Consider the following 21,684-nt stretch of genomic DNA (forward strand, 5'->3'; position numbering starts at 1 on the left):
GGATAGATATCGAAGTAATAACTAGGTTGTTTGCATTATGTGATCTCAAACTATTTGGGGTTATATAGTCAAGTGACTAAGAGCATGCGGTGGATGCCTAGGCGACAGAAGGCGATGAAGGACGTGGTAGTCTGCGATAAGCCTCGGGGAGTTGACAACAAACGTTATATCCGAGGATTTCCGAATGGGGAAACCCAGCCAGTATAAGCTGGTTATCAATAACTGAATACATAGGTTATTGAGGCGAACGCGGGGAACTGAAACATCTAAGTACCCGTAGGAACAGAAATCAACCGAGATTCCGTTAGTAGCGGCGAGCGAACGCGGATTAGCCCTTAAGCTTCTAATGAGTTAGTGGAACAGTCTGGAAAGTCTGGCGATACAGGGTGATAGCCCCGTACACGAAAGCGAATTGGAAGTGAAAACGAGTAGGTCGGGACACGTGTTATCTTGACTGAACATGGGGGGACCATCCTCCAAGGCTAAATACTCTCTGTCGACCGATAGTGAACCAGTACCGTGAGGGAAAGGCGAAAAGAACCCCAGTGAGGGGAGTGAAATAGACCCTGAAACCGCATGCTTACAAGCAGTGGAAGCACGATTTAGTCGTGTGACTGCGTACCTTTTGTATAATGGGTCAGCGACTTACTCTTCAGTAGCGAGGTTAACCGAATAGGGGAGCCGTAGGGAAACCGAGTCTTAATAGGGCGCTCAGTTGCTGGAGGTAGACCCGAAACCCGGTGATCTATCCATGGTCAGGTTGAAGGTTGGGTAACACCAACTGGAGGACCGAACCCACTTATGTTGCAAAATGAGGGGATGAACTGTGGATCGGAGTGAAAGGCTAATCAAACCGGGAGATAGCTGGTTCTCCTCGAAATCTATTTAGGTAGAGCCTCACGTATTACCCTAGGGGGTAGAGCACTGTTTCGGCTAGGGGGTCATCCCGACTTACCAACCCGATGCAAACTCCGAATACCTAGGAGTACAGCGTGGGAGACACACGGCGGGTGCTAACGTCCGTCGTGGAAAGGGAAACAACCCAGACCGCCAGCTAAGGTCCCAAAGTTATCGCTAAGTGGGAAACGATGTGGGAAGGCTTAGACAGCTAGGAGGTTGGCTTAGAAGCAGCCACCCTTTAAAGAAAGCGTAATAGCTCACTAGTCGAGTCGGCCTGCGCGGAAGATGTAACGGGGCTAAGCGATACACCGAAGCTGCGGAATATACTTTTAGTATATTGGTAGAGGAGCGTTCTGTAAGCCGTTGAAGGTGACTTGAGAAGGTTGCTGGAGGTATCAGAAGTGCGAATGCTGACATGAGTAACGTTAATGCGGGTGAAAAACCCGCACGCCGGAAGACCAAGGGTTCCTGTTCGACGTTAATCGGAGCAGGGTGAGTCGACCCCTAAGGCGAGGCAGAGATGCGTAGTCGATGGGAAACAGGTTAATATTCCTGTACCGGTGTATATTGTGATGGAGAGACGGAGAAGGCTAGGCCAGCGCGGCGACGGTTGTCCGCGTTTAAGGTGGTAGGCTTGGGACTTAGGAAAATCCGGGTCCCTTTAAGGCCGAGAGCTGATGACGAAGTCCCACGGGACTGAAGTGGTTGATGCCAGGCTTCCAGGAAAATCTTCTAAACTTCAGATATACACCGATCGTACCCCAAACCAACACTGGTGGTCAGGTAGAGAATACTAAGGCGCTTGAGAGAACTCGGGTGAAGGAACTAGGCAAAATGGCACCGTAACTTCGGGAGAAGGTGCGCCGGTTTTGGTGATAGGACTTGCTCCTTGAGCTGAGACCGGTCGAAGATACCAGGTGGCTGCGACTGTTTATCAAAAACACAGCACTCTGCAAACACGAAAGTGGACGTATAGGGTGTGACGCCTGCCCGGTGCCGGAAGGTTAATTGATGGGGTTATTCTTCGGAAGAAGCTCTTGATCGAAGCCCCGGTAAACGGCGGCCGTAACTATAACGGTCCTAAGGTAGCGAAATTCCTTGTCGGGTAAGTTCCGACCTGCACGAATGGCGTAACGACGGCCACACTGTCTCCACCCGAGACTCAGTGAAATTGAAATCGCAGTGAAGATGCTGTGTACCCGCGGCTAGACGGAAAGACCCCGTGAACCTTTACTACAGCTTCACACTGGACTTAGAACCTGCTTGTGTAGGATAGCTGGGAGACTTTGAAGCATGCACGCCAGTGTGTGTGGAGTCGCCCTTGAAATACCAGCCTGGTATGTTTTGAGTTCTAACTCAGGTCCGTTATCCGGATCGAGGACAGTGTGTGGTGGGTAGTTTGACTGGGGCGGTCTCCTCCCAAAGAGTAACGGAGGAGCACGAAGGTTGGCTAATCATGGTCGGAAATCATGAGGTTAGTGTAATGGCACAAGCCAGCTTAACTGCGAGACTGACACGTCGAGCAGGTACGAAAGTAGGTCATAGTGATCCGGTGGTTCTGTATGGAAGGGCCATCGCTCAACGGATAAAAGGTACTCCGGGGATAACAGGCTGATACTACCCAAGAGTTCATATCGACGGTAGTGTTTGGCACCTCGATGTCGGCTCATCTCATCCTGGGGCTGTAGCCGGTCCCAAGGGTATGGCTGTTCGCCATTTAAAGAGGTACGCGAGCTGGGTTCAGAACGTCGTGAGACAGTTCGGTCCCTATCTGCCGTGGGCGTTGGAGATTTGAGAGGAGCTGCTCCTAGTACGAGAGGACCGGAGTGGACGAACCTCTGGTGTTCCGGTTGTCACGCCAGTGGCATTGCCGGGTAGCTATGTTCGGACAGGATAACCGCTGAAAGCATCTAAGCGGGAAGCCCCCCTCAAGATGAGATCTCCCTGAGACTTTAAGTCTCCTGAAGAGCCGTTGTAGACTACGACGTTGATAGGTCAGGTGTGGAAGCGTTGCGAGACGTTAAGCTAACTGATACTAATTGCTCGAGAGACTTGACTATATAACACCCAAGTGGTTTGTTATGTAGGCACCAACTTAGAAACAATTATTAACACCGGATATGGTGAATACTGCATACGAATTGAATACTACTTCTGCCAAATTGAAAGACTTGTAGCAAGCATAAATACTCAACGTTTTATGCTTGGCGACAATAGAGAGTTGGAACCACCTGATCCCATCCCGAACTCAGAAGTGAAACGACTCATCGCCGATGGTAGTGTGGGGCTTCCCCATGTGAGAGTAGGTCATCGCCAAGCGCTTATAATGAAAAAGCCCTAGCAGCAATGCTAGGGCTTTTTTGTTATAGGGTTGAGATAATCTTTTTTACATCAATAGGACAAGGTGCTGGTGATATGCACGTATATTGCAAATAACGTCTCATTTTTAAGCTTGCTCCCTGTAGGCGACCGACAGTCTTGTTTTACAAGGCTGGAGGGAATACCTTTAGGTATCACCGAAAATGCTCCTAGCGTTTCACCAAGGGCACTTCCAAAGGTCGTCGGCATTCACGACATCCTTGTCGATTATCGCCATACCCCTAGGGCACGCGAGAGCTTAATCAAAACCCCGTCCGCATGGTCGGGGTTTTTTATTGCTTTAAATAAAGTGAAAAAAATAGTGCTGATTGGTTGACCAGAAACCGCTACTGTTGTTTTTAGCTTTAGCATCCCTCCCTGCTGGTTACTTCTTTTCTTGTTTATCCAACTTGAATTGTGACGGACTTCACATTAATATTTGCATGGGAAATCATTTAATTGGGGATATTAAAGATGTTTAAATGCATGTTAATTCTGGCTTCTTCTTTATTGATTGCTGGTTGTGGCGACCTGTTCTTGCGATCACTTGATGAATTTAATGCTGGAATGGGGGGACAGAGAACGTGTCAATACGAAGCCGACTACCAAACAATTTACGGTGATGGTTACACCTACGAGTTTGGTGGTTATTGTAATCAATGGTTGGGGACACTCACGAATAATTCTGAGTATACGATCAAGTGCTCTCATACTTTAGACGGTAAACCTGTTAATAGTGTATATGCTGGGCCTAGACAAACAGCTGACGAGAGGTTTATTGCACAGATGGGTAATGGCTATTTACAAGCTACCTGTAAATATTGGGATAGAGCTGAAAAGTTGCAAGATAGATATAGTGAAACCCGTTACGCAGTTTATAGTTTGCTATCAAGTGGAAATTGGAAAGTTCGAATTCAAAACAATGCTAGCTTTACAAGAAAGTGCCGCTTGATGGATAGTAGAAAACGAGTCATCAAGGAGGAGGCTATCGGTAGTGGGCAGTCAACAAGTTGGTGGAACGAACCCGAGGGCACTTATTATACTCAGTGCATCAGTTAAAACAGGCCACTTATGTGGCCTTTTTCATTTCTGCAGCTTGAATTTATTGTGCTTTGTTGATTTTTACGACATCCTTTAAGAAAGTTTTGTCACGTTTAAAAAGACTATCCCGTCTTAGGTATTAGTTTAATAAAGGATTTATTCTTTGTGTCGTTCGCAACACCCTGCTCTAAACAAGTCATAAGAAAAGCTCTAGCTGGAGACAGAAATGCTTATGGTCAAATTTATAATACCTATAAGCAAGCTGTATACAGTCTGGCGTATAGGATGTTGCAAAACCCCGAAGCTGCATCAGATATATTACAGCAGGTGTTTCTGAAAGTAATGACTCGTTTAAGTGATGTTAAAGATTATTCAAAGTTTGGTTCATGGCTTAAACGTATAACTTATAACTGCGTCATTGATTTCATCAGGGCAAATGAGCGTGATACAACGGGCTTCGATGATGACCATTTTGCGGACGATGCTTTTAAGAGTCGGAATGATTCTTTAGCTGGTTTTGATCTTGATAGCCTTTTAACGACCTTGTGCGAAAGGGAGCGAGCAGTGTTGGTTTTGTTTGCTATTGAAGAATATACCCATCGGGAAATCGCCTCCAAATTGGATATCAGTGAGAGTAATTCCAAACAGATTTATAGTCGTTCATTACAAAAGTTATCCCAGTTGGCTCAATTAGAGCGTTACAGCGGTAACAAGGTTAATTCTTATGAGTAAAAATTCATCAACCGAACATCAATTTGTTTCTAAATGGCATCAGGCCAAGGAATTACCTTTGCCTGAGACTACTGATCAATCCATAGAGAAGTCCATCTTGGAGGCTTTTGACAAGCATCACTCCAATGCCGACTACGCTCAAGATAAAGCTAGTCATGGTTGGCTTTATGCTATTGCTGCTAGCCTGTTTATTGCGATTATGTCTTGGCAATTTGTATTCCAGGATCAGTTATCGAACAATGAGTTATCACAACCAAATAAGCTGTTGCTATCAGCTATTGCCGAGTCGAAACAGCTCGAAGCTTCGCTTGAAGAGCTGAAAAGTCAATCTCTTAGTGAGTTTGTCTATGTTCAAAAATTCCAATTGGAAAAAGAACTTTTGCTAATTAATCATAAGCTAGCTGAAGCCTATAACAGTCAAGATAATGTGCAAGACAAGTTGCAACTTTGGCATCAAAAAAACCAAAAGCTTTCTCAATTGAATGCACTTATGACAACTGTTAAGAATACAGCTGCCACTCATATATAGGAGTCTACTTAATGTTGATAAAATTTATTTTGATATCAATCTGCTTGTGCGGTTCTTTGAGTGCATTAGGCCAAGCTAATGAGCTTAAAAGTACTGAGGCCCAGATCCTCGCTGATGATCTGAAGCGAGAAATCAGTAGCACGCTTGCAGAAATTGGCCGCTTAGAAAAGCAGCAAAATCCCGACAGAAACTCTTTATCCATAGTGTTATCCCAGCCGGCCTATAATGTCATTAACTTCGGTGTGGTTATTGATCCCGACGTTGATACTGTCCTTTCTGTTACACCATATTCAAATGCTGAATCTCTAGGGCTCAAGGCTGGTGATGTTATTGCAAGATTGAGTGTTGATGGGACTGTTGTAACGAGTTTATCTGAAGGCCTTCAATTAAAACCTGGCAGTCTAATTGAAGCGCAGGTTAAAAGAGGGGACAACTCTTTAACATTAGATACTATCGCCCAAAGCAAAACGATTCCTGCTTGGAGTTTACAAGTTTCCTCCAATGGTTCAGCTCACACGGGACCTGAGTTGACTGGCTGCGGCTATATTTCTGTCTTCTTTAGTCCGCCAACCACTAAATACCAATATCCTGCTAAAGTATTTGAAGTGGACGGGGAAAGTGGCTTTCATTTAAGAGAGACTATAAAGCTGCCAGCAGGCTCTCATTCTCTTAAAGTTCATGAGTATATTCCTGACAACATGATGTCCCGTCGTAAGCCGAGTATTGAAAAAGCAAAAGAATTAGAATTGGTCGTAAAGCCGAACAAAACCTATCATATTGCGGCACAGTTCGAACCAGAAAAGCGGTTAAGCGTTATTAAGGAGGATTACTGGAAGCCAATTGTTTGGAAAGTGTCTGACTCAAAGTGTAAGCCGTAGCAAGCTAAACCCACGAAAGAGCAAAAAGCCTACTTATACTAAGTAGGCTTTTGCAGTTTCTAAGATCTTATTTTTGCTAAAAAGGAATTGTCTTTTTTTGCCACCAACCTGATCCCAAAGCACAGCGCTACGGATCGCTGCCAGCAATAAAGCACGAATTTTTGCTTGATTGGCAGCCTGTTCAAGGTAGCGTCCATTTCCGGTGACTTGAATTTTTGCTGAGTAGGTTGAAATGGTGTCTTTATAAATATTAGCCAACTGCTCAATCAAATCGTGGTTAATACTTTCGTGATACTCATGTAGTCGATTGGCTTGTTTAATTCTGGCCGCCATCACTTCCTGCATTTTGCTATCGGATAAAAAACGTTTTGCTAAATTAAGAACCCCAACCAAATAGCGTCCAAAATCAGCGTCTGCTTGATTGCCTGATAATTGCTCAGTAAGTACTTTAAACCCAGTATGTAAATATTTATGGTTTTTATAAATGTCTTCAGCATTGTCAGAGTTCGTTTTTAAAACACTTTCAAGCATGATTTCAAGGTCAGTTGGATCTACTTCACCTGTTCTAGCAATACTGCGGACACATTCTAACGCCTGGCAAATACCAGCCAGGGCTAGAACAATATTAGGGTAATTCGGTTGATTCATATTATCGTCTTATTTCTTTAATTATGCCGCCACCGAGACAGACTTCGTCCTGATAGAAGACTACTGATTGCCCAGGAGTTACTGCACGTTGTTTGTCGTCAAATTCTACCAGCCATTCGGTGTCATTCAAGCATTTAACCTGACATGGAACATCTTCTTGGCGATAGCGAGTTTTTGCCGTACATCTAAACTCATTAGAAGGCGCTTCTGTCGCAATCCAATCCAGCTTATCTGCAACTAAGCCGTGACTCATTAATAGCGGGTGCTCATGACCTTGGCCGACAATTAATACGTTACGTTCAAGATCTTTGTCTAAAGTAAACCAAGGCTCTTCAGATGCATCCTGTCTGCCACCAATACCTAAACCTTTACGCTGCCCAAGGGTGTGATACATCAGGCCATTATGCTTTCCAACAACTTCACCTTCAGGTGTTTCTATATTACCCGGTTGAGCAGGTAAATATTGCTGTAGAAAATCGGTAAACTTTCGCTCTCCGATAAAGCAGATTCCGGTGCTGTCTTTTTTCTTCGCTGTTACCAAACCTTGTTCTTCTGCAATCTTTCTGACTTCTGGTTTTTCAATATTGCCAACAGGGAACAGAGTCTTTGCTATTTTTTCATGGTTAACGGCATACAAGAAATAGGACTGATCTTTATTAGGATCAAGCCCTCTTAATAAGGTTGTCTTGCCATTGGCCTCACCGCGTCGCACATAGTGTCCAGTAGCGATATAGTTAGCACCTAATAACTGTGCGTAATCGAGAAAAGCTTTGAATTTAATTTCTTTGTTACACATGATGTCCGGATTTGGTGTACGCCCGGCCTTATATTCTTCTAAGAAATATTCGAAGACTCGATCCCAATACTCTGCTGCAAAATTGACTGTCCGTAACCTGATGCCAAGCTTATCACATACGGCTTGCGCGTCGGCTAAATCTTCTGCCGCAGAGCAATACTCATCAGAGTCATCTTCTTCCCAGTTTTTCATAAACAGGCCTTCTACCTGATAGCCCTGTTCTTGCAGAAGGTATGCCGAAACCGAAGAATCTACTCCGCCGGACATGCCGACGATAACGTGTGTGTTTTCTGGTGCTTTTTCAGTCATTATAAAATTACTTAGTTTGAAGCTGTTTTAAGAAGTTAATACCAGCTCTTTGCAAAGCCAACTCATTCTGGCTGCATAGTAGCGAATCAAGAGAGTACCTTTGGCCTTTGAGATAATCCTTCAGACACTGCACGATCAATCCAGTTCTATGTTGGGGCACAATGGCTAAAATATCGTCAATGGTCATCCAGTGCGCGGCAATAATATCATCATCCTCTGGAGCCAGCTCAAAGGGTTGTTCAAATGTTCCGGTAAAGCAGAAACGCTGATAATACTGATTATTAGAAGCTGGATTTAATGTATAGGTACCGACTAGCTCTGTCGGCTTGAACAGCAGGCCTGTCTCTTCTTTTACTTCTCGAATAATGGCGTCGACCAGGCTTTCGTCGGACTCTAAGTGCCCAGCAGGTTGATTAAAGACTATCTCGCCTCTAGAGGTTTTCTCTTCAACCATAAGAAAGCGATTATTATGCTCAATAACAGCTGCGACAGTGACGTGAACAGGTAGCATGCAAGCCTATTAAATACAGGATTGAAATGAGCGCGTATTTTAGCTTATTTATGGCGTTGGCTAAACCTTTTTGATCGAGCGGCCTTGTTTCTTGGTCCAACGGGGGCTTTAGGTGTAACTACTTCAGTGATGGCGTACTCACCTACATTGAGAGAGCCAAGTTGCCAGGGCCCGATTTGCACTCTGATAAGGCGTAAAGTGGGGTATCCAATGGTTGCCGTCATACGTCGCACCTGTCGATTTTTGCCTTCGCTGATAATGATTTCGAGCCATGAGGTGGGAATACTCTTGCGTTCACGTATTGGTGGGTTTCTAGGCCATACATCAGGTGTTTCCAGTAAGCGAACCTTCGCTGGCTTGGTTTTATAATTTTGTATGATAACTCCCTGCCTGAGCGGCTCAAGTTCCTTATCCTCCGGCGCACCTTCAACCTGCGCCCAGTAGGTTTTCTCCATTTTATGCTTGGGACTGGCTATTTGGTTCTGAAGTTGACCGTCATCAGTTAACAACAACAAACCTTCTGAGTCTTTGTCGAGCCTGCCAGCGGGGTAGACATTTGGGATGTCGATATAATCTGCCAGGGTGCTGTCACCAGCTTCTCCGGTAAACTGACATAGGGTATTAAAGGGTTTATTGAAAAGAACCAGTTTGCTCATAAATAGTACTGTGATTGTTTAAAATTTGTTCAAAGTTGAAGCTGCTGAATCAACCCTTGCTTGAATATCAATCGATTGTACCCATTATCTTGACCAATATCAGTATTGCCGTTGTTAAGTTTGTCGCCATTACATGCAGGCAATGAAATTTTCGCGTATAATTTGCGCCACCAACAGTTAGGGTGTACAGATAAATAGCGCCCAGGACTTTAATTCATCACGTGCTAGCTTTTGATCCGCAGCACATAAATTAGGATGCATCATGACAAGTTCAAAGATCATTTATACAAAAACTGATGAGGCCCCAGCATTAGCAACTTATTCTTTGCTACCCATTGTTGAGGCGTTTGCAAAAGCCGCTGGCATCGAAGTAGAAACCAGTGACATTTCTTTAGCAGGACGTGTAATAGCCAGTTTCCCTGAATATCTTAAAGAAGAACAGCGCATTCCTGATGCCTTAGCTCAATTAGGCGAATTAGTGAAAAAGCCTGAAGCTAACATTATCAAGCTGCCTAACATCAGCGCTTCAATTCCTCAGCTGAAAGCTACAATCAAAGAATTGCAAGAGAAGGGCTACGCACTTCCAGATTATCCGGACAGCCCATCTAATGATGAAGAAAAAGACATTCGCAACCGTTATGACAAAATTAAAGGTAGTGCGGTAAACCCAGTATTGCGTGAAGGTAACTCTGATCGTCGCGCGCCAAATGCCGTTAAAAATTACGCAAAGAAGAACCCACACTCAATGGGCGAATGGTCTAAGGATTCTAAATCACACGTTGCCAGTATGCAGTCCGGTGATTTCTTCTCCAACGAAAAATCAATTACTGTCGATGGTAACAATGATGTAAAAATTGAATTCATTGGTAATGACGGTAGCAAGCAGGTACTTAAAGAATCAACGCCTTTATTAGCGGGTGAAGTGATTGATGCCACGGTGTTGAATAAGAATGCATTGGTTAAGTTCCTGGAAGAGCAAGTTGAAGACGCGAAGAAGCAAGATGTTCTTTTCTCACTGCATATGAAAGCAACTATGATGAAGGTTTCTGACCCGATCATTTTTGGTCATGGTGTTAAGGTCTTCTTCAAAGAAGTGTTTGAAAAGCATGCCGATGCATTAGCACAGGTTGGTGCTAATCCTAATAATGGCTTTGGCAATGTTTTATCTGCTATTGAGTCTCTACCAGCAGAAAAGCGCGATGAAATTAAAGCAGATATTGAAGCGGTTTATGCTAAGAATCCAGAGCTGGCGATGGTCAACTCAGACAAAGGCATTACTAACCTGCACGTTCCAAGTGACGTGATTATTGACGCTTCAATGCCGGCAATGATTCGTACCTCAGGTAAAATGTGGGGGCCTGATGGCCAACCTAAAGACACTAAGGCGGTTATTCCCGATAGCAGCTATTCAGGTGTTTATAGTGCCACGATCGATTTCTGTAAAGAGCATGGTGCTTTCGACCCACGCACTATGGGGACGGTACCCAATGTTGGCTTGATGGCGCAAAAAGCCGAAGAGTATGGTTCACATGATAAGACTTTCGAAATGACTGGCAATGGTCATGTTCGCGTTACCGATAAAGACGGTAATGTGGTTCTTGAGCATGCCGTGGAAGAGGGCGATATCTGGCGCATGTGTCAGGTTAAAGACGCACCAATCCGTGATTGGGTCAAACTAGCGGTAACTCGCTCACGCTTAAGTGGCATGCCTGCAGTGTTCTGGTTAGATAAAAACCGTGCTCATGACGCGCAATTGATTCAGAAAGTAGAAACTTACCTGAAAGATCATGATACCAGCGGTCTTGAAATCCATATCATGTCTCCGGTTGAAGCGACCAAGTTTACGCTGCAACGCATGAAAGACGGTAAAGACACGATTTCAGTAACCGGTAACGTATTGCGTGATTATTTAACTGATTTATTCCCAATTCTTGAGTTAGGCACCAGTGCAAAAATGCTTTCGATTGTGCCACTAATGAATGGCGGTGGTCTGTTTGAAACCGGTGCCGGTGGTTCTGCGCCTAAGCATGTTCAGCAGTTTATGGAAGAGAATCACTTGCGTTGGGATTCGCTGGGTGAGTTTTTAGCATTGGCAGTTTCTTTCGAGCATATGGCTCAGACAACTAACAATAAGAAGGCTCAGGTTCTGGCCGATACGCTTGATCGTGCAACCGGTAAGTTCCTTGATAATGGCAAATCGCCATCACGTAAAGTTAACGAGCTTGATAATCGCGGAAGCCACTTCTATCTGGCAATGTATTGGGCACAGGAGCTTGCTAGCCAAACTGACGATGCTGAGTTGAAAGGGCTTTTTGCCAAAGTATCTGAAGCATTGACCAGCAATGAGGCAAAAATCGTAGAGGAGCTTAATGAGGTGCAAGGTCAGCCAATGGATATCGGTGGCTATTACAAGCCTGATGATAACCTCGGCTTTAAAGCGATGCGCCCAAGCGCAACATTGAATACAGCTTTAGAGTTGATTTAATCATCTAAGCTGCAACAAAAGCGAAAGGCGCCAATTGGCGCCTTTTTTATACCTGTAATACTTTCTATGACTACAGCAATAGGCTAACTGACTTTTAATATATCTTGCCAACGTGAAGTGTAGTGGGGTGAACAGGAGTTGGCGCGCATCGCCCAGTTTTTAGCGAATCCCAAACTGCCGAATTTTACGGTGTCTTGTCCATAGCGACGATTAATCTTATCAAGACTTTGCATCAGCTCTGGTCGTTGCGGTACGCCTTCAAAAATATCGGGTTGGAAACCATGACTATCGACAATGCCATTGAGCATGATGCCTGCCTTTTTATAAGATTCACCGGTCTTCACAATATGCCTCAAACCTTGCTCAACAGCCTGTAAGAAAATGCTGGTATCGTCGGTTGGCTCAGGTAGTTGAAGAGTGACGCTTGGTCGGTTGTGGTAAACCTGTTCTTTGCGTTGTCCGTAAAGAAAGACAGTGATGGAGGAAGCCAGCGATGATTGGTTGCGCAGTTTTTCGCAGCAACGACTGGTGTGGTGTGCAACAGCTTCTTTCAAATCAGAATAGGTGCTGAGAGGTTTGCCAAAGGAGCGTGAATTCAGAATTGATTTCTTGGGCTCGGGTAGCTCGGAAAATTTCAGACAGGGCTGGCCGCGTAATTCTAAAATAGTACGCTCCATATTGACCGAGAACATCCGTTGCAAGGTTTTATAGTCAGCGTTATGCAGATCCCAGGCAGTGTGAATTCCTTGCATGATTAGCTTCTTTGATAACTGTCGGCCAATGCCCCATATTTTAGGTATAGCAATTTTTTTTAAAACCCATTCGCGCATTTTAGGAATGGATAGATCGACTACACCATGAGATGTTGCTTTATGTTTTTTAGCAAAATGGTTGGCAACTTTGGCTAAGGTCTTGGTAGGGCCCAGGCCAACACAAATGGGCAGAGATAAGCTGTGCCAAAGTTCTGAGCGAATAGCTTGTGCGCGTTGCATTAGATCATTGGGAAAACCATCAAAACGCATAAAAGACTCATCCACCGAATAAGGTGAGACCTGATCGCAATGTTGCTCCAGTATCCAGTTAAAACGCTTGGATATATCACCATACAGGCCGTAGTTCGATGAAAAGCAGGTGACTTTGTGTTTTTGAATAATTGAGCGTGCTTCGTGATAGGGCGCTGCCATGGGAATGCCGAGTGCTTTGGCTTCATCGGACAGAGCAATAATACAGCCATCATTATTACTCAGAACAATGACAGGCTTGCCATAGAGGTCAGGTCGGAACATGCGCTCACATGACACGTAAAAGCTGTTAACGTCACATAGCGCGTAAGTCGCTTGAGCTTGACTCATTAGCGCAAGCTCCTCGCCAGGCCTGTGACCACGCCCCAAATTACCAGCTCACTTTCGCCGGTAATGGGAATATCCTTATAGGCGGGGTTTTCAGCTTGCAGACGCAAAGGGCCGCTGGTTCGTAATCGCTTTACCGTGAACTCATTATCCAGCATGGCTACCACCACATCTTTATCCTTGGCGGTCAAAGAACGATCGACAACCAAAATATCATTCTGAAAAATTCCAGCCCCCATCATGGAGTCGCCTTCTACTTTGGCAAAAAAGGTCGTGGCAGGGTTTTGAATTAACAGCTGATCGAGGCTGAGCGTATCTTCCATGTGCTCATCAACAACCCCAGGAAAGCCAGCAGAAATCTTGCCCGAATATAAAGGAATCTCAGAATATTGGCCGCTTGGTTTGAGGATGGAAACTTTGCTCATAATGACTCTTAGTGTTGATAATGATTAGACTGAAAACGCTGCTTATAACCCAATTAGATTAGCACACCAGGCTAACTTGAGTCAGCAGTAAATGGCCGTGCAAAATTCATACAAAAGATTACCTTAGTTATCATAGGCTTGATTCAGATCAAGTTTAAAAGTCTGTGCTCGATTATATTAAACCCACTTAAAGTATCGGGCAGAAGCAAGGTTGTTATCATGTTCAAGAGTAAGGCGATTGAGTTATACAATGACGGGCATCATAAGTGTTATGCCTTCAATAATCTGGTCACTGGTGAAGCGGTACAGGCTAACCAGTTTTTAATTATCGATGGCGACAAAACAGCCTTGCTCGATCCCGGTGGCGACCTGACTTATGCCAAGTTAAAGCTGGAAATTGAAAAGCTATCGCCAACCCATCAATTAAACTACATCATCGCGTCACATCAAGACCCGGACATTATCGCTTCGATTGGTCGCTGGATGATGCAAACGCCAGCAAAAGTCATATGCTCCAAGCTGTGGGAGCGTTTTCTGCCGCATTTTGCGTCGTCATTTTATAACCAGGTTAATGAAACTGAATTATCACAACGCATTATTGGTCTGGATGATGAGGGCGGTGCGATACGTTTGGGTGATAATCCTCTATACGCGGTTCCAGCGCACTTCTTACACTCTGTTGGTAACTTCCAGGTCTATGATCCTGTCAGCAAGATTTTATTCTCTGGTGATATGGGCGCCTCTATTGTTGATGACGATGATTTTAGCGGTGTTAAAGATTTCGCCGAACATATGAAATACATGAAGGGCTTCCACCAACGTTATATGGTCGCCAATAAAGCCTGTCGCCTGTGGGCTAATATGGTTGCAGAGATGGATGTCGAGATGATTGTGCCGCAACATGGCTCGCCGTTTAAGGGCAAGTTATGTATTCGACAATTCCTCGACTGGATTTCAAAGCTAGAGTGTGGCTTGGATTTATTTACCCAAAGAGACTACAGCGTCCGTATAGATAAAAGAGAAGTCGCATAGTTTTTATTTATGTTCAGAGTTTGAGAGTGATTGGTGCCTACGGGCGCCTTTTTTATATTTGACTCAGATTTGTGGTGGCAGCATACTTCAGCCTATTGAGTAATCATTGTTCATTTTCTTTGCGCAGCCAAAGAAAACGAACCAAAAGAAAGGCTGCCCCGATATTTAGGTTATGCTCCGCATAACTGCCTTCGCCTATACACGTTACTTAACGCACCATAAAATACATCACATCCCTGTGCTGAATTTTATTATTCAAATCATCCACGATTTGAATTGCTATAACGCTTAATAGGCTCAGCTAAATATAAGGGGATTTGGAAGTGTCTGTTGAAGGAGGAAGTATGGTTGAGAAAAATAAAGAAAAGTACTTTTCAAGATCTGAGATACTATTGGTAGTTATTGGAGTTCTTGGGTTCACCACTGTTGCTTTTAGTTATGTATTCAGTTTCTATGGAAATGTCTCTGGTGATATTAATGATTGGGCAAAGCTGGGTGACTTTTTTGGTGGTGTTCTTAATCCATTTGTAGCTTTTTTAGCGTTTATAGCAATCCTTATGACATTGAGGTACACAAGGGTTGCTTTAAGGCTAACAGAGCAAAGTAATAAGGCAACTATTGAGTCTTTGGATAAAGCCAATCAACTTAATGCTAAGCAATCCCTATTAGCAGAAGAGCAAATAAAGGAAGTTAAACTTAGCTCTTTGTTTAACCATATTACAAGGATAGACTCTGAGCAATCAGAACTTTTTATGAAAGAGTATCCGGAGCTAGGTGGGAATAATCTTAATGACTTGTTTTTTGAAGGTAAATTCTTTAAAAGTGATGTAGAGCTTAGCTCTAAATTTCATTGGGATAGAATCCAAGTCCTAATGAATATTGGCTTGATTTATGCCTCTTTGCTTGAGTATAAAAAATTACTTGGTAAGAAAGACAGTTTTTTCATGAGTATGGCAATGAAATACTTTAGACATATAAAAATTCCTCATGCATTATTCTCCGAAAAAAAAGAGCTTATTCCTGAGGGAATGTTTCAAACTATTGAAATATTGCATGATCTATATTTGAAAGTTGAACCAGAAGTGGGTAGCAACAATGATTGATTTACGAAGTGATACGGTGACTGTGCCGTCTGAGGATATGCGTCGTGCCATGTCGACGGCGGCGGTGGGTGATGATGTGTTTCATGATGATCCGACGGTGAATCGCTTGGAAGCCATGATGGCGGAGATGGCGGGTAAAGAAGCTGCGCTGTTTGTACCGTCCGGAACCATGTCGAATCTGGTTGCGCTAATGGCGCATTGCCAACGTGGGGAGGAATATATCGTTGGTCAGGGCTATCATACCTATCTGTATGAAGCGGGCGGGGCGCCTGTTTTGGGTAGCATCATTCCACAGCCGATTGCGGTTGAGCAGGATGGCACTTTAGATTTTGCCAAGATTGCGGCGGTGATTAAAAAAGATGATTATCATTTCGCGCGTAGCAAATTGCTGTGCCTGGAAAATACTCATAACGGTAAAGTGATTAGCCTTGAATATATGAAGTCTGCCTATGAGTTTGCTAAGTCTAAAAATTTGTCGGTGCACCTTGATGGTGCTCGCGCTTTCAATGCCATCACTGAGTTAAATTGTGAGCTTAAGGATCTGGCTCAATATGCAGATTCAATTTCAATCTGTTTATCTAAGGGGCTGGGTGCGCCGGTTGGCTCAGTTCTATGTGGCAGTAAAGAGCTGATTAAATGGGCTAGACGCTGGCGTAAGATGGTGGGTGGCGGTATGCGCCAAGCTGGCATCTTAGCCGCAGCGGGTATCTATGCCTTAGAGAACAATGTAAAGCGTTTAGCGGAAGATCATCGCCATGCCAAACAACTGGCGCAACGATTGCAGGGTATTGAAGAGTTGTCGATTAATCAGGACTTGGTACAAACCAATATGGTGTTTGTAAAAACGACAATGAATACTGCTGAAGCTCTAGCCAAATTTTTAAACGATAAAGGTATCACCGTTATCCCCGCAGAAACCATGCGTTGGGTGATGCACTTGAATGTTAGTGATTCAGATGTGGATTATATCGAAGAGCAGGTGAAGGCGTTTTTTGCCTAGTTATTGACTTGGTTGGATAGGGGGGGGCTTTTCTCAATGATTAACAGCTTGGCAGTGGTAGCTTTCAGGCTATCTCTTTTACACCAGCTGCACCGAAAGTGATAAAGCGCAATTGCAGAATAGTTCTCTCTTTGAGCTTTTCACGTTCTATGGGATTCAGATCCAGCGCTTCAGCACCTGCATTAAACACTAAGGTGACCAGGCCCTCTGCCAAGGTATAAGCAAATTCCTGCGAATACTCGGACTCGGTCATTAAGTATTCGGTAAGCTCTTCTTTGAAATGATTAATCTCTCGGGCTACTGCTTCGCGGAACTTAACCGAGGTTCCACTGCGTTCTCGCAGCAATAAACGAAAAATATTAGGATTGCGCTCGACAAACTCCATGAATGTTTCTACTGAGGTATTGATCACGCTGCCGTTTATCTCGATTCGCTGACGCGCTTTGCGCATTAATTCACGCAAAGTTAGACCCGACTCATCAACTAAAGTCAGACCTAGTTCATCCATGTCATTGAAATGTCGATAAAAAGAGGTAGGGGCAATACCTGCCTCGCGAGCCACCTCTCGTAAGCTCATGCTGGCGAAACTGTGTTCCGCAGACAGGTGCATTAGTGCCGCGTCAATAATGGCCTGACGGGTCTTTTCTTTCTGTAAAGCACGCGCTCCGGCCATGCTGCTCTCCTCAGTGGTTTCGCCTAGTATAGATAACAATAGATTAAGTGTACAGGTGTACGCTGGATTGCAATTGTCACAATCGGTAGTTATACTAGGCTAAGACTTAGCGTACAAGTGTACGCTATTTTATAGTTAGAGGCATTACATGACAGATTCCACCCAAACACATTCACAGCCCATCTGGACAAACATTATCTTTTTCGGGTTAAGTTTCCTGGCAGCCATTACCCTGGTTCCCTGGTATGGTTTTCAATACGGTTTTCATTTCTCAAGCTGGGCTTGGGGAGTAGGACTATGGTTATTCTCAAGCACAGCCATTTCAATGGGCTATCACCGCCTGTGGTCGCATCGTGCTTATGAAGCCAATCCCCTTTTACGCGTTATTCTTGCAATCGGCGGTTGCTTATCATTGCAAAACAGCGCTTTGCATTGGTCTTCTGATCACCGCATCCACCACAAACATGTTGACCATGAGGAAAAAGATCCTTATTCGGCCAGCTTAGGTTTTTGGCACTCACATATCGGTTGGTTATTAGTACGCCGTGATAATGGTCGTTATGACGAGCAGTATGATCGTTGCAAAGACTTGCAGCGTGATCCGATTGTAATGTTCCAGCATAAGCACTACTGGAAATTAAGTGTTGGTTTAAATGTTCTGGTTCCGGTTGTTTTAGGCTTAGCTTATGGCATCTTTTGGGAAATGATTCTGATCGCCGGTGTGCTACGCCTGGTTTGGTCGCATCATTTAACTTTCTTCATTAATTCGTTAGCCCACATGTGGGGCACGCGTCCTTATACAGAAGAAAACTCAGCGCGCGACAATCTTGTATTGGCAGTATTGACTGGCGGTGAAGGTTACCATAACTATCACCATAAGTTTCAGTATGACTACCGTAATGGTGTGCGCTGGTGGCACTTTGATCCATCAAAGTGGTGGATTAAATCATTGAGTTGGGTTGGCATTACTTCAAACTTGAAAAAAGTGCCGATCGAGAAGATAGAGAAAGCTAAAGCTGAAACCTTGTTGCTTAAAGCGCAAAACCGTGTTGCTAATATGCCTAATGCTGAAGAAATCATGCAGAAGCTACATGATGAGTATGAAAAACTCGTTCAACATTTAGCAGAGGTGTACGAAGCGCAAAAGCAGTGGTTAGAAGCTAAAAAGTGCGAACTAAAAGAAAGTTATGAGCGTTCAGCTTTGATGGAGAACTATCATCAGCTACGTAAGCGTTTTGAAGAGCAGAAGGCATCCTGGGTGACTTTGGCAAAACAGTATGCTTAGGTATTACTGAGTTTATAAGTAAGCAATAAAAAGGCCGTTCGATTGAACGGCCTTTTTTTTCGTGCTAAAAGCACTTCAGAACAGAGTTACTGATCAAGATACTTTTCAGCATCTAAGGCTGCCATACATCCTGTACCGGCAGAAGTGACAGCTTGGCGATAAACATGGTCAGAAACATCGCCTGCAGCAAAGACACCTTCAACTGACGTTGCTGTTGCATTGCCTGCCAGACCACTTTTAACCACGATATAGCCATCCTTCATTTCAAGCTGTCCTTCGAAGATATCGGTGTTTGGTTTATGACCGATGGCAATGAAGACACCTTGTAGCTCTAACTCTTCAATCGAGTCATCTTTAGTGCTTTTAATGCGGATACCGGTTACGCCCATATCATCGCCAACCACTTCTTCAAGAGTGCGGTGCCAATGTAAGACGACGTTGCCATTTTTGGCCTTCTCGAAAAGCTTGTCCTGAAGTATTTTTTCAGAGCGTAGCTCGTCACGACGGTGAACCAAATGAACTTCGCTAGCGATGTTGGATAAATATAGCGCTTCTTCAACCGCAGTGTTGCCACCGCCGATAACGGCGACTTTTTGTTCACGATAGAAAAAGCCATCGCAGGTTGCACAGGCTGATACACCTTTGCCCATGAAAGATTCTTCGGAAGGTAAGCCAAGATATTTGGCTGAGGCGCCAGTACAGATAATTAACGCGTCACAGGTATAGGTGCCGCTATCGCCAGTTAGAGTGAAAGGGCGGTTTTTCAGATCAACCGTATGAATATGATCGAATATCATTTCGGTGCCAAAGCGTTCTGCGTGCTTTTGCATACGGATCATAAGATCCGGACCTTGAACGCCTTCGTTATCTCCGGGCCAGTTATCAACATCAGTGGTGGTGGTTAATTGGCCACCTTGTTGTATTCCCGTGATAATAGCAGGGTTTAAATTGGCGCGTGCTGCATACACCGCAGCGCTGTATCCGGCTGGTCCAGAACCCAAAATCAGGCACTTAATATGGCGAGTTTCGCTCATCAGGTATCTCCGCTAAATTCTTGTCTATTAATAATTTTTAAGGGCAAATTGTAGGGATTTAAAGGCTAAAAATAAACCTTTATTCGATAATCTTAATCTATTGTTTCCATAGAGTCCGGGCCAGCTTGCTAGGCAAGATAAATATGCAGTCAATGCAAATATGCATTGATAATGAGTCAGATTGGCATTAGTCTAGGTAGTAGGCTTACTGCATTGGAGATTCTTATGAATGAAGAGCATCGTATTGAAGAAAAAGAGATTGATGCTGCGATCCAACAAATCGCTAGCGATGTGAATCTATATGGTTTAGACGCTGACAAAGTAAAGAAAATCTGGTTTTCAGCGCTGCTGCAACAAGTTGCCGACAACGAACTAGACAACCAGCAGGCGCATTAACAGCCTGACTGGTTTTCTTCTACGTAAGCTGCTGATAATTCGATCAGTTTCTCAAGTACCGCCACATCAACATCGGCCAGTTTATTGATATACAGGCAGGACTTGCCCGTCTTATATTTACCTAACTTACACATTAACTCCTCATACCGCTTAAAGCCAGCCATGATATAAAGGCTGATGTTTTGCTTGCGGGGAGCAAAGCCCGTTAAGAACCAATCGCCTTCACGGCCGCTGGCATACGTATAATGGTACTGACCAAAGCCTATGATGCTACCGCCCCACATTTTAGGTTCTGCTCCTGTGGCCTTTTGCATCATGCTAAGAATTTGCAGGCAGTCTTGTTGCTTTTGAGCTGGTTCAACTTGCTCTATAAAGCTGGCAACATCTTGCTCGTTTGGCTTGGCTTTGTTCTCAGATCCGGCCATGATTTATCCTTATTAAAGTAATGGGGAAGTAGCTAGGTTTCTGAAACTATTGCATATTTCTGACTATGACAAAAGTGTGACTTTTCAGTTAAATGCTAAAAAAAATCTTTACTTCTGCGGTGTATATAGTATTCTTTTCATCGCTGGTTAAAATAACAGCTATCGAATGGATACATTTTCGATGATACACCGAGTAAATCAGTGAGCCTTAGCTTCATGGATTAACTTCAAGTCGTACCTCGCTATTTGTTACCTAAGTTAGTGTCAATTTTATCTCAGTAAGACCGCCGTTTTTGGCAACAACTTTATTTTTTCAAGCAATTAGCTTTGGAGTTTTATTATGTCTAAGATCACTGGTACCGTTAAGTGGTTCAACGAATCTAAAGGTTTTGGTTTCATCGAGCAAGAGCAAGGCGAAGATGTGTTTGTACACTTCCGTGCTATTCAAGGTGACGGTTTCAAAACTTTAGCAGAAGGCCAACGTGTTGAGTTCGATATCGAGCAAGGCCCTAAAGGCGCTCAAGCTGCTAACGTAACTAAAGTATAATTTTATAGAATTGTATATTTAGATCTAAAAAACCGCGTCAAATGGCGCGGTTTTTTTATGTCCAGAATTTGATTAAGCTAGATGAAAACACACGGTAGACCATTATGAAAATTGTATATCATGCGGAAAATGCTATGGACGCAAATATCCTGGCGGGAGTCTTATCCTCTGCAAATATTTATGCGCAGGTACGTGGTGCAGGACTACAAGGTGCCGTTGGTGAAGCAGCTGCTATGAATAATGTTAAGGTCTGGGTTCACGATGAAGACTATGCTGAAGCTCGCGAAATTGTTGATGGCTGGCAATCCGCAGAATTCACTGCCGACGATGCAGACTTGTTTAATGCAGAGGACGATTATCATCAGGAGCCAGCACAATCAGAAAGCCATCTGGTCAGAGATGTGTGTGTCGCAGTAGCTATTGTTCTGTTGTTTATTGCCGCAACCATTAAGTTTTAATGCTACTCAATAACTATTTGTAAAATCAGATCAGCTTGTGATTTGTTTAGTTGAAATTTAAAGACATATTTGTGAGTCTTGAGTCCATTTTCAACGGACATTTCCACGCAAGTT

At 43.9% G+C, this 21,684-nt stretch carries 21 protein-coding genes and 2 rRNA genes; 14 read left to right on the top strand and 9 right to left on the bottom strand.

All coding sequences use genetic code 11. The features are described from left to right. The first annotated feature begins 66 nt into the window (after positions 1-66). The 6 genes from ACYTXU_RS04220 (at position 67) to ACYTXU_RS04245 (ending at position 6,438) form a co-directional block, all read left to right on the top strand. Positions 67-2,960: ribosomal RNA gene (locus ACYTXU_RS04220) — 23S ribosomal RNA — on the top strand. Between the two features lie 143 nt (positions 2,961-3,103). Next, positions 3,104-3,219, top strand: a 5S ribosomal RNA gene (gene rrf, locus ACYTXU_RS04225). Positions 3,220-3,744: 525 nt separating this feature from the next. Further along, positions 3,745-4,317 (top strand): hypothetical protein, encoded by a 573-nt coding sequence (locus tag ACYTXU_RS04230; protein WP_462208598.1) that lies wholly within the window; start codon positions 3,745-3,747, stop codon positions 4,315-4,317. 147 nt (positions 4,318-4,464) lie between these two features. Further along, a complete protein-coding gene (locus tag ACYTXU_RS04235) occupies positions 4,465-5,031 on the top strand; it encodes an RNA polymerase sigma factor (RefSeq protein WP_462208600.1) in 567 nt (188 codons plus the stop codon). Next, entirely contained in the window at positions 5,024-5,560 is a 537-nt protein-coding gene (locus ACYTXU_RS04240) for a hypothetical protein (protein ID WP_462208601.1), read from the top strand. Before ACYTXU_RS04235 ends, ACYTXU_RS04240 begins: the two co-directional genes overlap by 8 nt. A gap of 11 nt (positions 5,561-5,571) precedes the next feature. Further along, on the top strand, positions 5,572-6,438 hold the full coding sequence (locus tag ACYTXU_RS04245; RefSeq protein ID WP_462208603.1) for a PDZ domain-containing protein: 867 nt from the start codon (positions 5,572-5,574) through the stop codon (positions 6,436-6,438). A 33-nt stretch (positions 6,439-6,471) separates the two neighbouring features. On the opposite strand, the gene hflD is transcribed toward ACYTXU_RS04245, so the two are convergent. Genes hflD through ACYTXU_RS04265 form a run of 4 tightly spaced genes read right to left on the bottom strand, consistent with a single transcriptional unit; the run spans position 6,472 to position 9,358 of the window. Then, the gene (gene hflD / locus ACYTXU_RS04250) at positions 6,472-7,086 is read right to left on the bottom strand and encodes a high frequency lysogenization protein HflD (RefSeq protein WP_462208604.1); all 615 of its coding nucleotides are present in this window, start codon (positions 7,084-7,086) and stop codon (positions 6,472-6,474) included. A gap of 1 nt (position 7,087) precedes the next feature. Continuing rightward, positions 7,088-8,191, bottom strand: coding sequence for a tRNA 2-thiouridine(34) synthase MnmA (gene mnmA, locus ACYTXU_RS04255; RefSeq protein ID WP_462208605.1), 1,104 nt, complete (start codon positions 8,189-8,191; stop codon positions 7,088-7,090). 7 nt (positions 8,192-8,198) lie between these two features. Continuing rightward, the gene (locus ACYTXU_RS04260; protein WP_462208606.1) at positions 8,199-8,702 is read right to left on the bottom strand and encodes an NUDIX hydrolase; all 504 of its coding nucleotides are present in this window, start codon (positions 8,700-8,702) and stop codon (positions 8,199-8,201) included. A 44-nt stretch (positions 8,703-8,746) separates the two neighbouring features. Then, a complete protein-coding gene (locus ACYTXU_RS04265) occupies positions 8,747-9,358 on the bottom strand; it encodes a pseudouridine synthase (protein WP_462208608.1) in 612 nt (203 codons plus the stop codon). A gap of 262 nt (positions 9,359-9,620) precedes the next feature. Between ACYTXU_RS04265 and ACYTXU_RS04270 the strand changes: the two genes are divergently transcribed. Beyond that, positions 9,621-11,843 carry an NADP-dependent isocitrate dehydrogenase gene (locus ACYTXU_RS04270; RefSeq protein ID WP_462208609.1) on the top strand — a complete coding sequence of 741 codons (2,223 nt, stop codon included), beginning with the start codon at positions 9,621-9,623 and terminating at the stop codon, positions 11,841-11,843. An 83-nt stretch (positions 11,844-11,926) separates the two neighbouring features. On the opposite strand, the gene ACYTXU_RS04275 is transcribed toward ACYTXU_RS04270, so the two are convergent. Continuing rightward, positions 11,927-13,195, bottom strand: coding sequence for a Y-family DNA polymerase (locus ACYTXU_RS04275; protein ID WP_462208610.1), 1,269 nt, complete (start codon positions 13,193-13,195; stop codon positions 11,927-11,929). Beyond that, positions 13,195-13,617, bottom strand: a complete 423-nt coding sequence (locus ACYTXU_RS04280) for a LexA family protein (RefSeq protein WP_462208612.1) — start codon at positions 13,615-13,617, stop codon at positions 13,195-13,197. Before ACYTXU_RS04280 ends, ACYTXU_RS04275 begins: the two co-directional genes overlap by 1 nt. 219 nt (positions 13,618-13,836) lie before the next feature. Here ACYTXU_RS04280 and ACYTXU_RS04285 point away from each other — a divergent pair, with 219 nt between their 5' ends. The 3 genes from ACYTXU_RS04285 (at position 13,837) to ltaE (ending at position 16,752) form a co-directional block, all read left to right on the top strand. Next, positions 13,837-14,649, top strand: coding sequence for an oxygen-binding di-iron domain-containing protein (locus ACYTXU_RS04285; protein ID WP_462208613.1), 813 nt, complete (start codon positions 13,837-13,839; stop codon positions 14,647-14,649). A 344-nt stretch (positions 14,650-14,993) separates the two neighbouring features. Beyond that, a complete protein-coding gene (locus ACYTXU_RS04290; protein WP_462208615.1) occupies positions 14,994-15,752 on the top strand; it encodes a hypothetical protein in 759 nt (252 codons plus the stop codon). Beyond that, positions 15,745-16,752, top strand: coding sequence for a low-specificity L-threonine aldolase (ltaE, locus tag ACYTXU_RS04295; protein ID WP_462208617.1), 1,008 nt, complete (start codon positions 15,745-15,747; stop codon positions 16,750-16,752). The genes ACYTXU_RS04290 and ltaE overlap by 8 nt, the downstream gene beginning before the upstream one ends. Positions 16,753-16,816: 64 nt before the next feature. On the opposite strand, the gene fabR is transcribed toward ltaE, so the two are convergent. Continuing rightward, positions 16,817-17,425, bottom strand: coding sequence for an HTH-type transcriptional repressor FabR (gene fabR / locus ACYTXU_RS04300; protein WP_462208618.1), 609 nt, complete (start codon positions 17,423-17,425; stop codon positions 16,817-16,819). Positions 17,426-17,573: 148 nt separating this feature from the next. Here fabR and ACYTXU_RS04305 point away from each other — a divergent pair, with 148 nt between their 5' ends. Next, positions 17,574-18,710 carry a fatty acid desaturase gene (locus ACYTXU_RS04305; protein ID WP_462208620.1) on the top strand — a complete coding sequence of 379 codons (1,137 nt, stop codon included), beginning with the start codon at positions 17,574-17,576 and terminating at the stop codon, positions 18,708-18,710. Between the two features lie 86 nt (positions 18,711-18,796). Here ACYTXU_RS04305 and trxB read toward each other — a convergent pair whose 3' ends face one another. Beyond that, a complete protein-coding gene (trxB, locus tag ACYTXU_RS04310; RefSeq protein WP_462208621.1) occupies positions 18,797-19,744 on the bottom strand; it encodes a thioredoxin-disulfide reductase in 948 nt (315 codons plus the stop codon). 225 nt (positions 19,745-19,969) lie between these two features. Here trxB and ACYTXU_RS04315 point away from each other — a divergent pair, with 225 nt between their 5' ends. Next, positions 19,970-20,140, top strand: a complete 171-nt coding sequence (locus tag ACYTXU_RS04315) for a hypothetical protein (protein WP_462208623.1) — start codon at positions 19,970-19,972, stop codon at positions 20,138-20,140. Here the strand turns inward: ACYTXU_RS04315 and ACYTXU_RS04320 are convergent. After that, positions 20,137-20,565, bottom strand: a complete 429-nt coding sequence (locus ACYTXU_RS04320; RefSeq protein WP_462208625.1) for a DUF1801 domain-containing protein — start codon at positions 20,563-20,565, stop codon at positions 20,137-20,139. The genes ACYTXU_RS04315 and ACYTXU_RS04320 overlap by 4 nt on opposite strands. Positions 20,566-20,905: 340 nt before the next feature. Here ACYTXU_RS04320 and cspE point away from each other — a divergent pair, with 340 nt between their 5' ends. Together cspE and ACYTXU_RS04330 are read left to right on the top strand one after the other, a co-directional pair. Next, positions 20,906-21,112, top strand: a complete 207-nt coding sequence (gene cspE, locus ACYTXU_RS04325) for a transcription antiterminator/RNA stability regulator CspE (protein ID WP_012801047.1) — start codon at positions 20,906-20,908, stop codon at positions 21,110-21,112. A gap of 104 nt (positions 21,113-21,216) precedes the next feature. Next, on the top strand, positions 21,217-21,570 hold the full coding sequence (locus tag ACYTXU_RS04330; RefSeq protein ID WP_462208626.1) for a putative signal transducing protein: 354 nt from the start codon (positions 21,217-21,219) through the stop codon (positions 21,568-21,570). Positions 21,571-21,684: the final 114 nt, after the last annotated feature.

It is taken from the genome of Kangiella sp. M94, from assembly GCF_054926195.1.

What these genes read in the sequence shown, in the direction of transcription:
- ACYTXU_RS04230 (WP_462208598.1), top strand. Translation starts at nt 3,745, where the DNA reads ATGTTAATTCTGGCTTCTTCTTTATTGATTGCTGGTTGTGGCGACCTG.
- ACYTXU_RS04240 (WP_462208601.1), top strand. Translation starts at nt 5,024, where the DNA reads ATGAGTAAAAATTCATCAACCGAACATCAATTTGTTTCTAAATGGCAT.
- ACYTXU_RS04245 (WP_462208603.1), top strand. Translation starts at nt 5,572, where the DNA reads ATGTTGATAAAATTTATTTTGATATCAATCTGCTTGTGCGGTTCTTTG.
- hflD (WP_462208604.1), bottom strand. Translation starts at nt 7,086, where the DNA reads ATGAATCAACCGAATTACCCTAATATTGTTCTAGCCCTGGCTGGTATT.
- mnmA (WP_462208605.1), bottom strand. Translation starts at nt 8,191, where the DNA reads ATGACTGAAAAAGCACCAGAAAACACACACGTTATCGTCGGCATGTCC.
- ACYTXU_RS04260 (WP_462208606.1), bottom strand. Translation starts at nt 8,702, where the DNA reads ATGCTACCTGTTCACGTCACTGTCGCAGCTGTTATTGAGCATAATAAT.
- ACYTXU_RS04265 (WP_462208608.1), bottom strand. Translation starts at nt 9,358, where the DNA reads ATGAGCAAACTGGTTCTTTTCAATAAACCCTTTAATACCCTATGTCAG.
- ACYTXU_RS04270 (WP_462208609.1), top strand. Translation starts at nt 9,621, where the DNA reads ATGACAAGTTCAAAGATCATTTATACAAAAACTGATGAGGCCCCAGCA.
- ACYTXU_RS04275 (WP_462208610.1), bottom strand. Translation starts at nt 13,195, where the DNA reads ATGAGTCAAGCTCAAGCGACTTACGCGCTATGTGACGTTAACAGCTTT.
- ACYTXU_RS04280 (WP_462208612.1), bottom strand. Translation starts at nt 13,617, where the DNA reads ATGAGCAAAGTTTCCATCCTCAAACCAAGCGGCCAATATTCTGAGATT.
- ACYTXU_RS04285 (WP_462208613.1), top strand. Translation starts at nt 13,837, where the DNA reads ATGTTCAAGAGTAAGGCGATTGAGTTATACAATGACGGGCATCATAAG.
- ACYTXU_RS04290 (WP_462208615.1), top strand. Translation starts at nt 14,994, where the DNA reads ATGGTTGAGAAAAATAAAGAAAAGTACTTTTCAAGATCTGAGATACTA.
- ltaE (WP_462208617.1), top strand. Translation starts at nt 15,745, where the DNA reads ATGATTGATTTACGAAGTGATACGGTGACTGTGCCGTCTGAGGATATG.
- fabR (WP_462208618.1), bottom strand. Translation starts at nt 17,425, where the DNA reads ATGGCCGGAGCGCGTGCTTTACAGAAAGAAAAGACCCGTCAGGCCATT.
- ACYTXU_RS04305 (WP_462208620.1), top strand. Translation starts at nt 17,574, where the DNA reads ATGACAGATTCCACCCAAACACATTCACAGCCCATCTGGACAAACATT.
- trxB (WP_462208621.1), bottom strand. Translation starts at nt 19,744, where the DNA reads ATGAGCGAAACTCGCCATATTAAGTGCCTGATTTTGGGTTCTGGACCA.
- ACYTXU_RS04315 (WP_462208623.1), top strand. Translation starts at nt 19,970, where the DNA reads ATGAATGAAGAGCATCGTATTGAAGAAAAAGAGATTGATGCTGCGATC.
- ACYTXU_RS04320 (WP_462208625.1), bottom strand. Translation starts at nt 20,565, where the DNA reads ATGGCCGGATCTGAGAACAAAGCCAAGCCAAACGAGCAAGATGTTGCC.
- cspE (WP_012801047.1), top strand. Translation starts at nt 20,906, where the DNA reads ATGTCTAAGATCACTGGTACCGTTAAGTGGTTCAACGAATCTAAAGGT.
- ACYTXU_RS04330 (WP_462208626.1), top strand. Translation starts at nt 21,217, where the DNA reads ATGAAAATTGTATATCATGCGGAAAATGCTATGGACGCAAATATCCTG.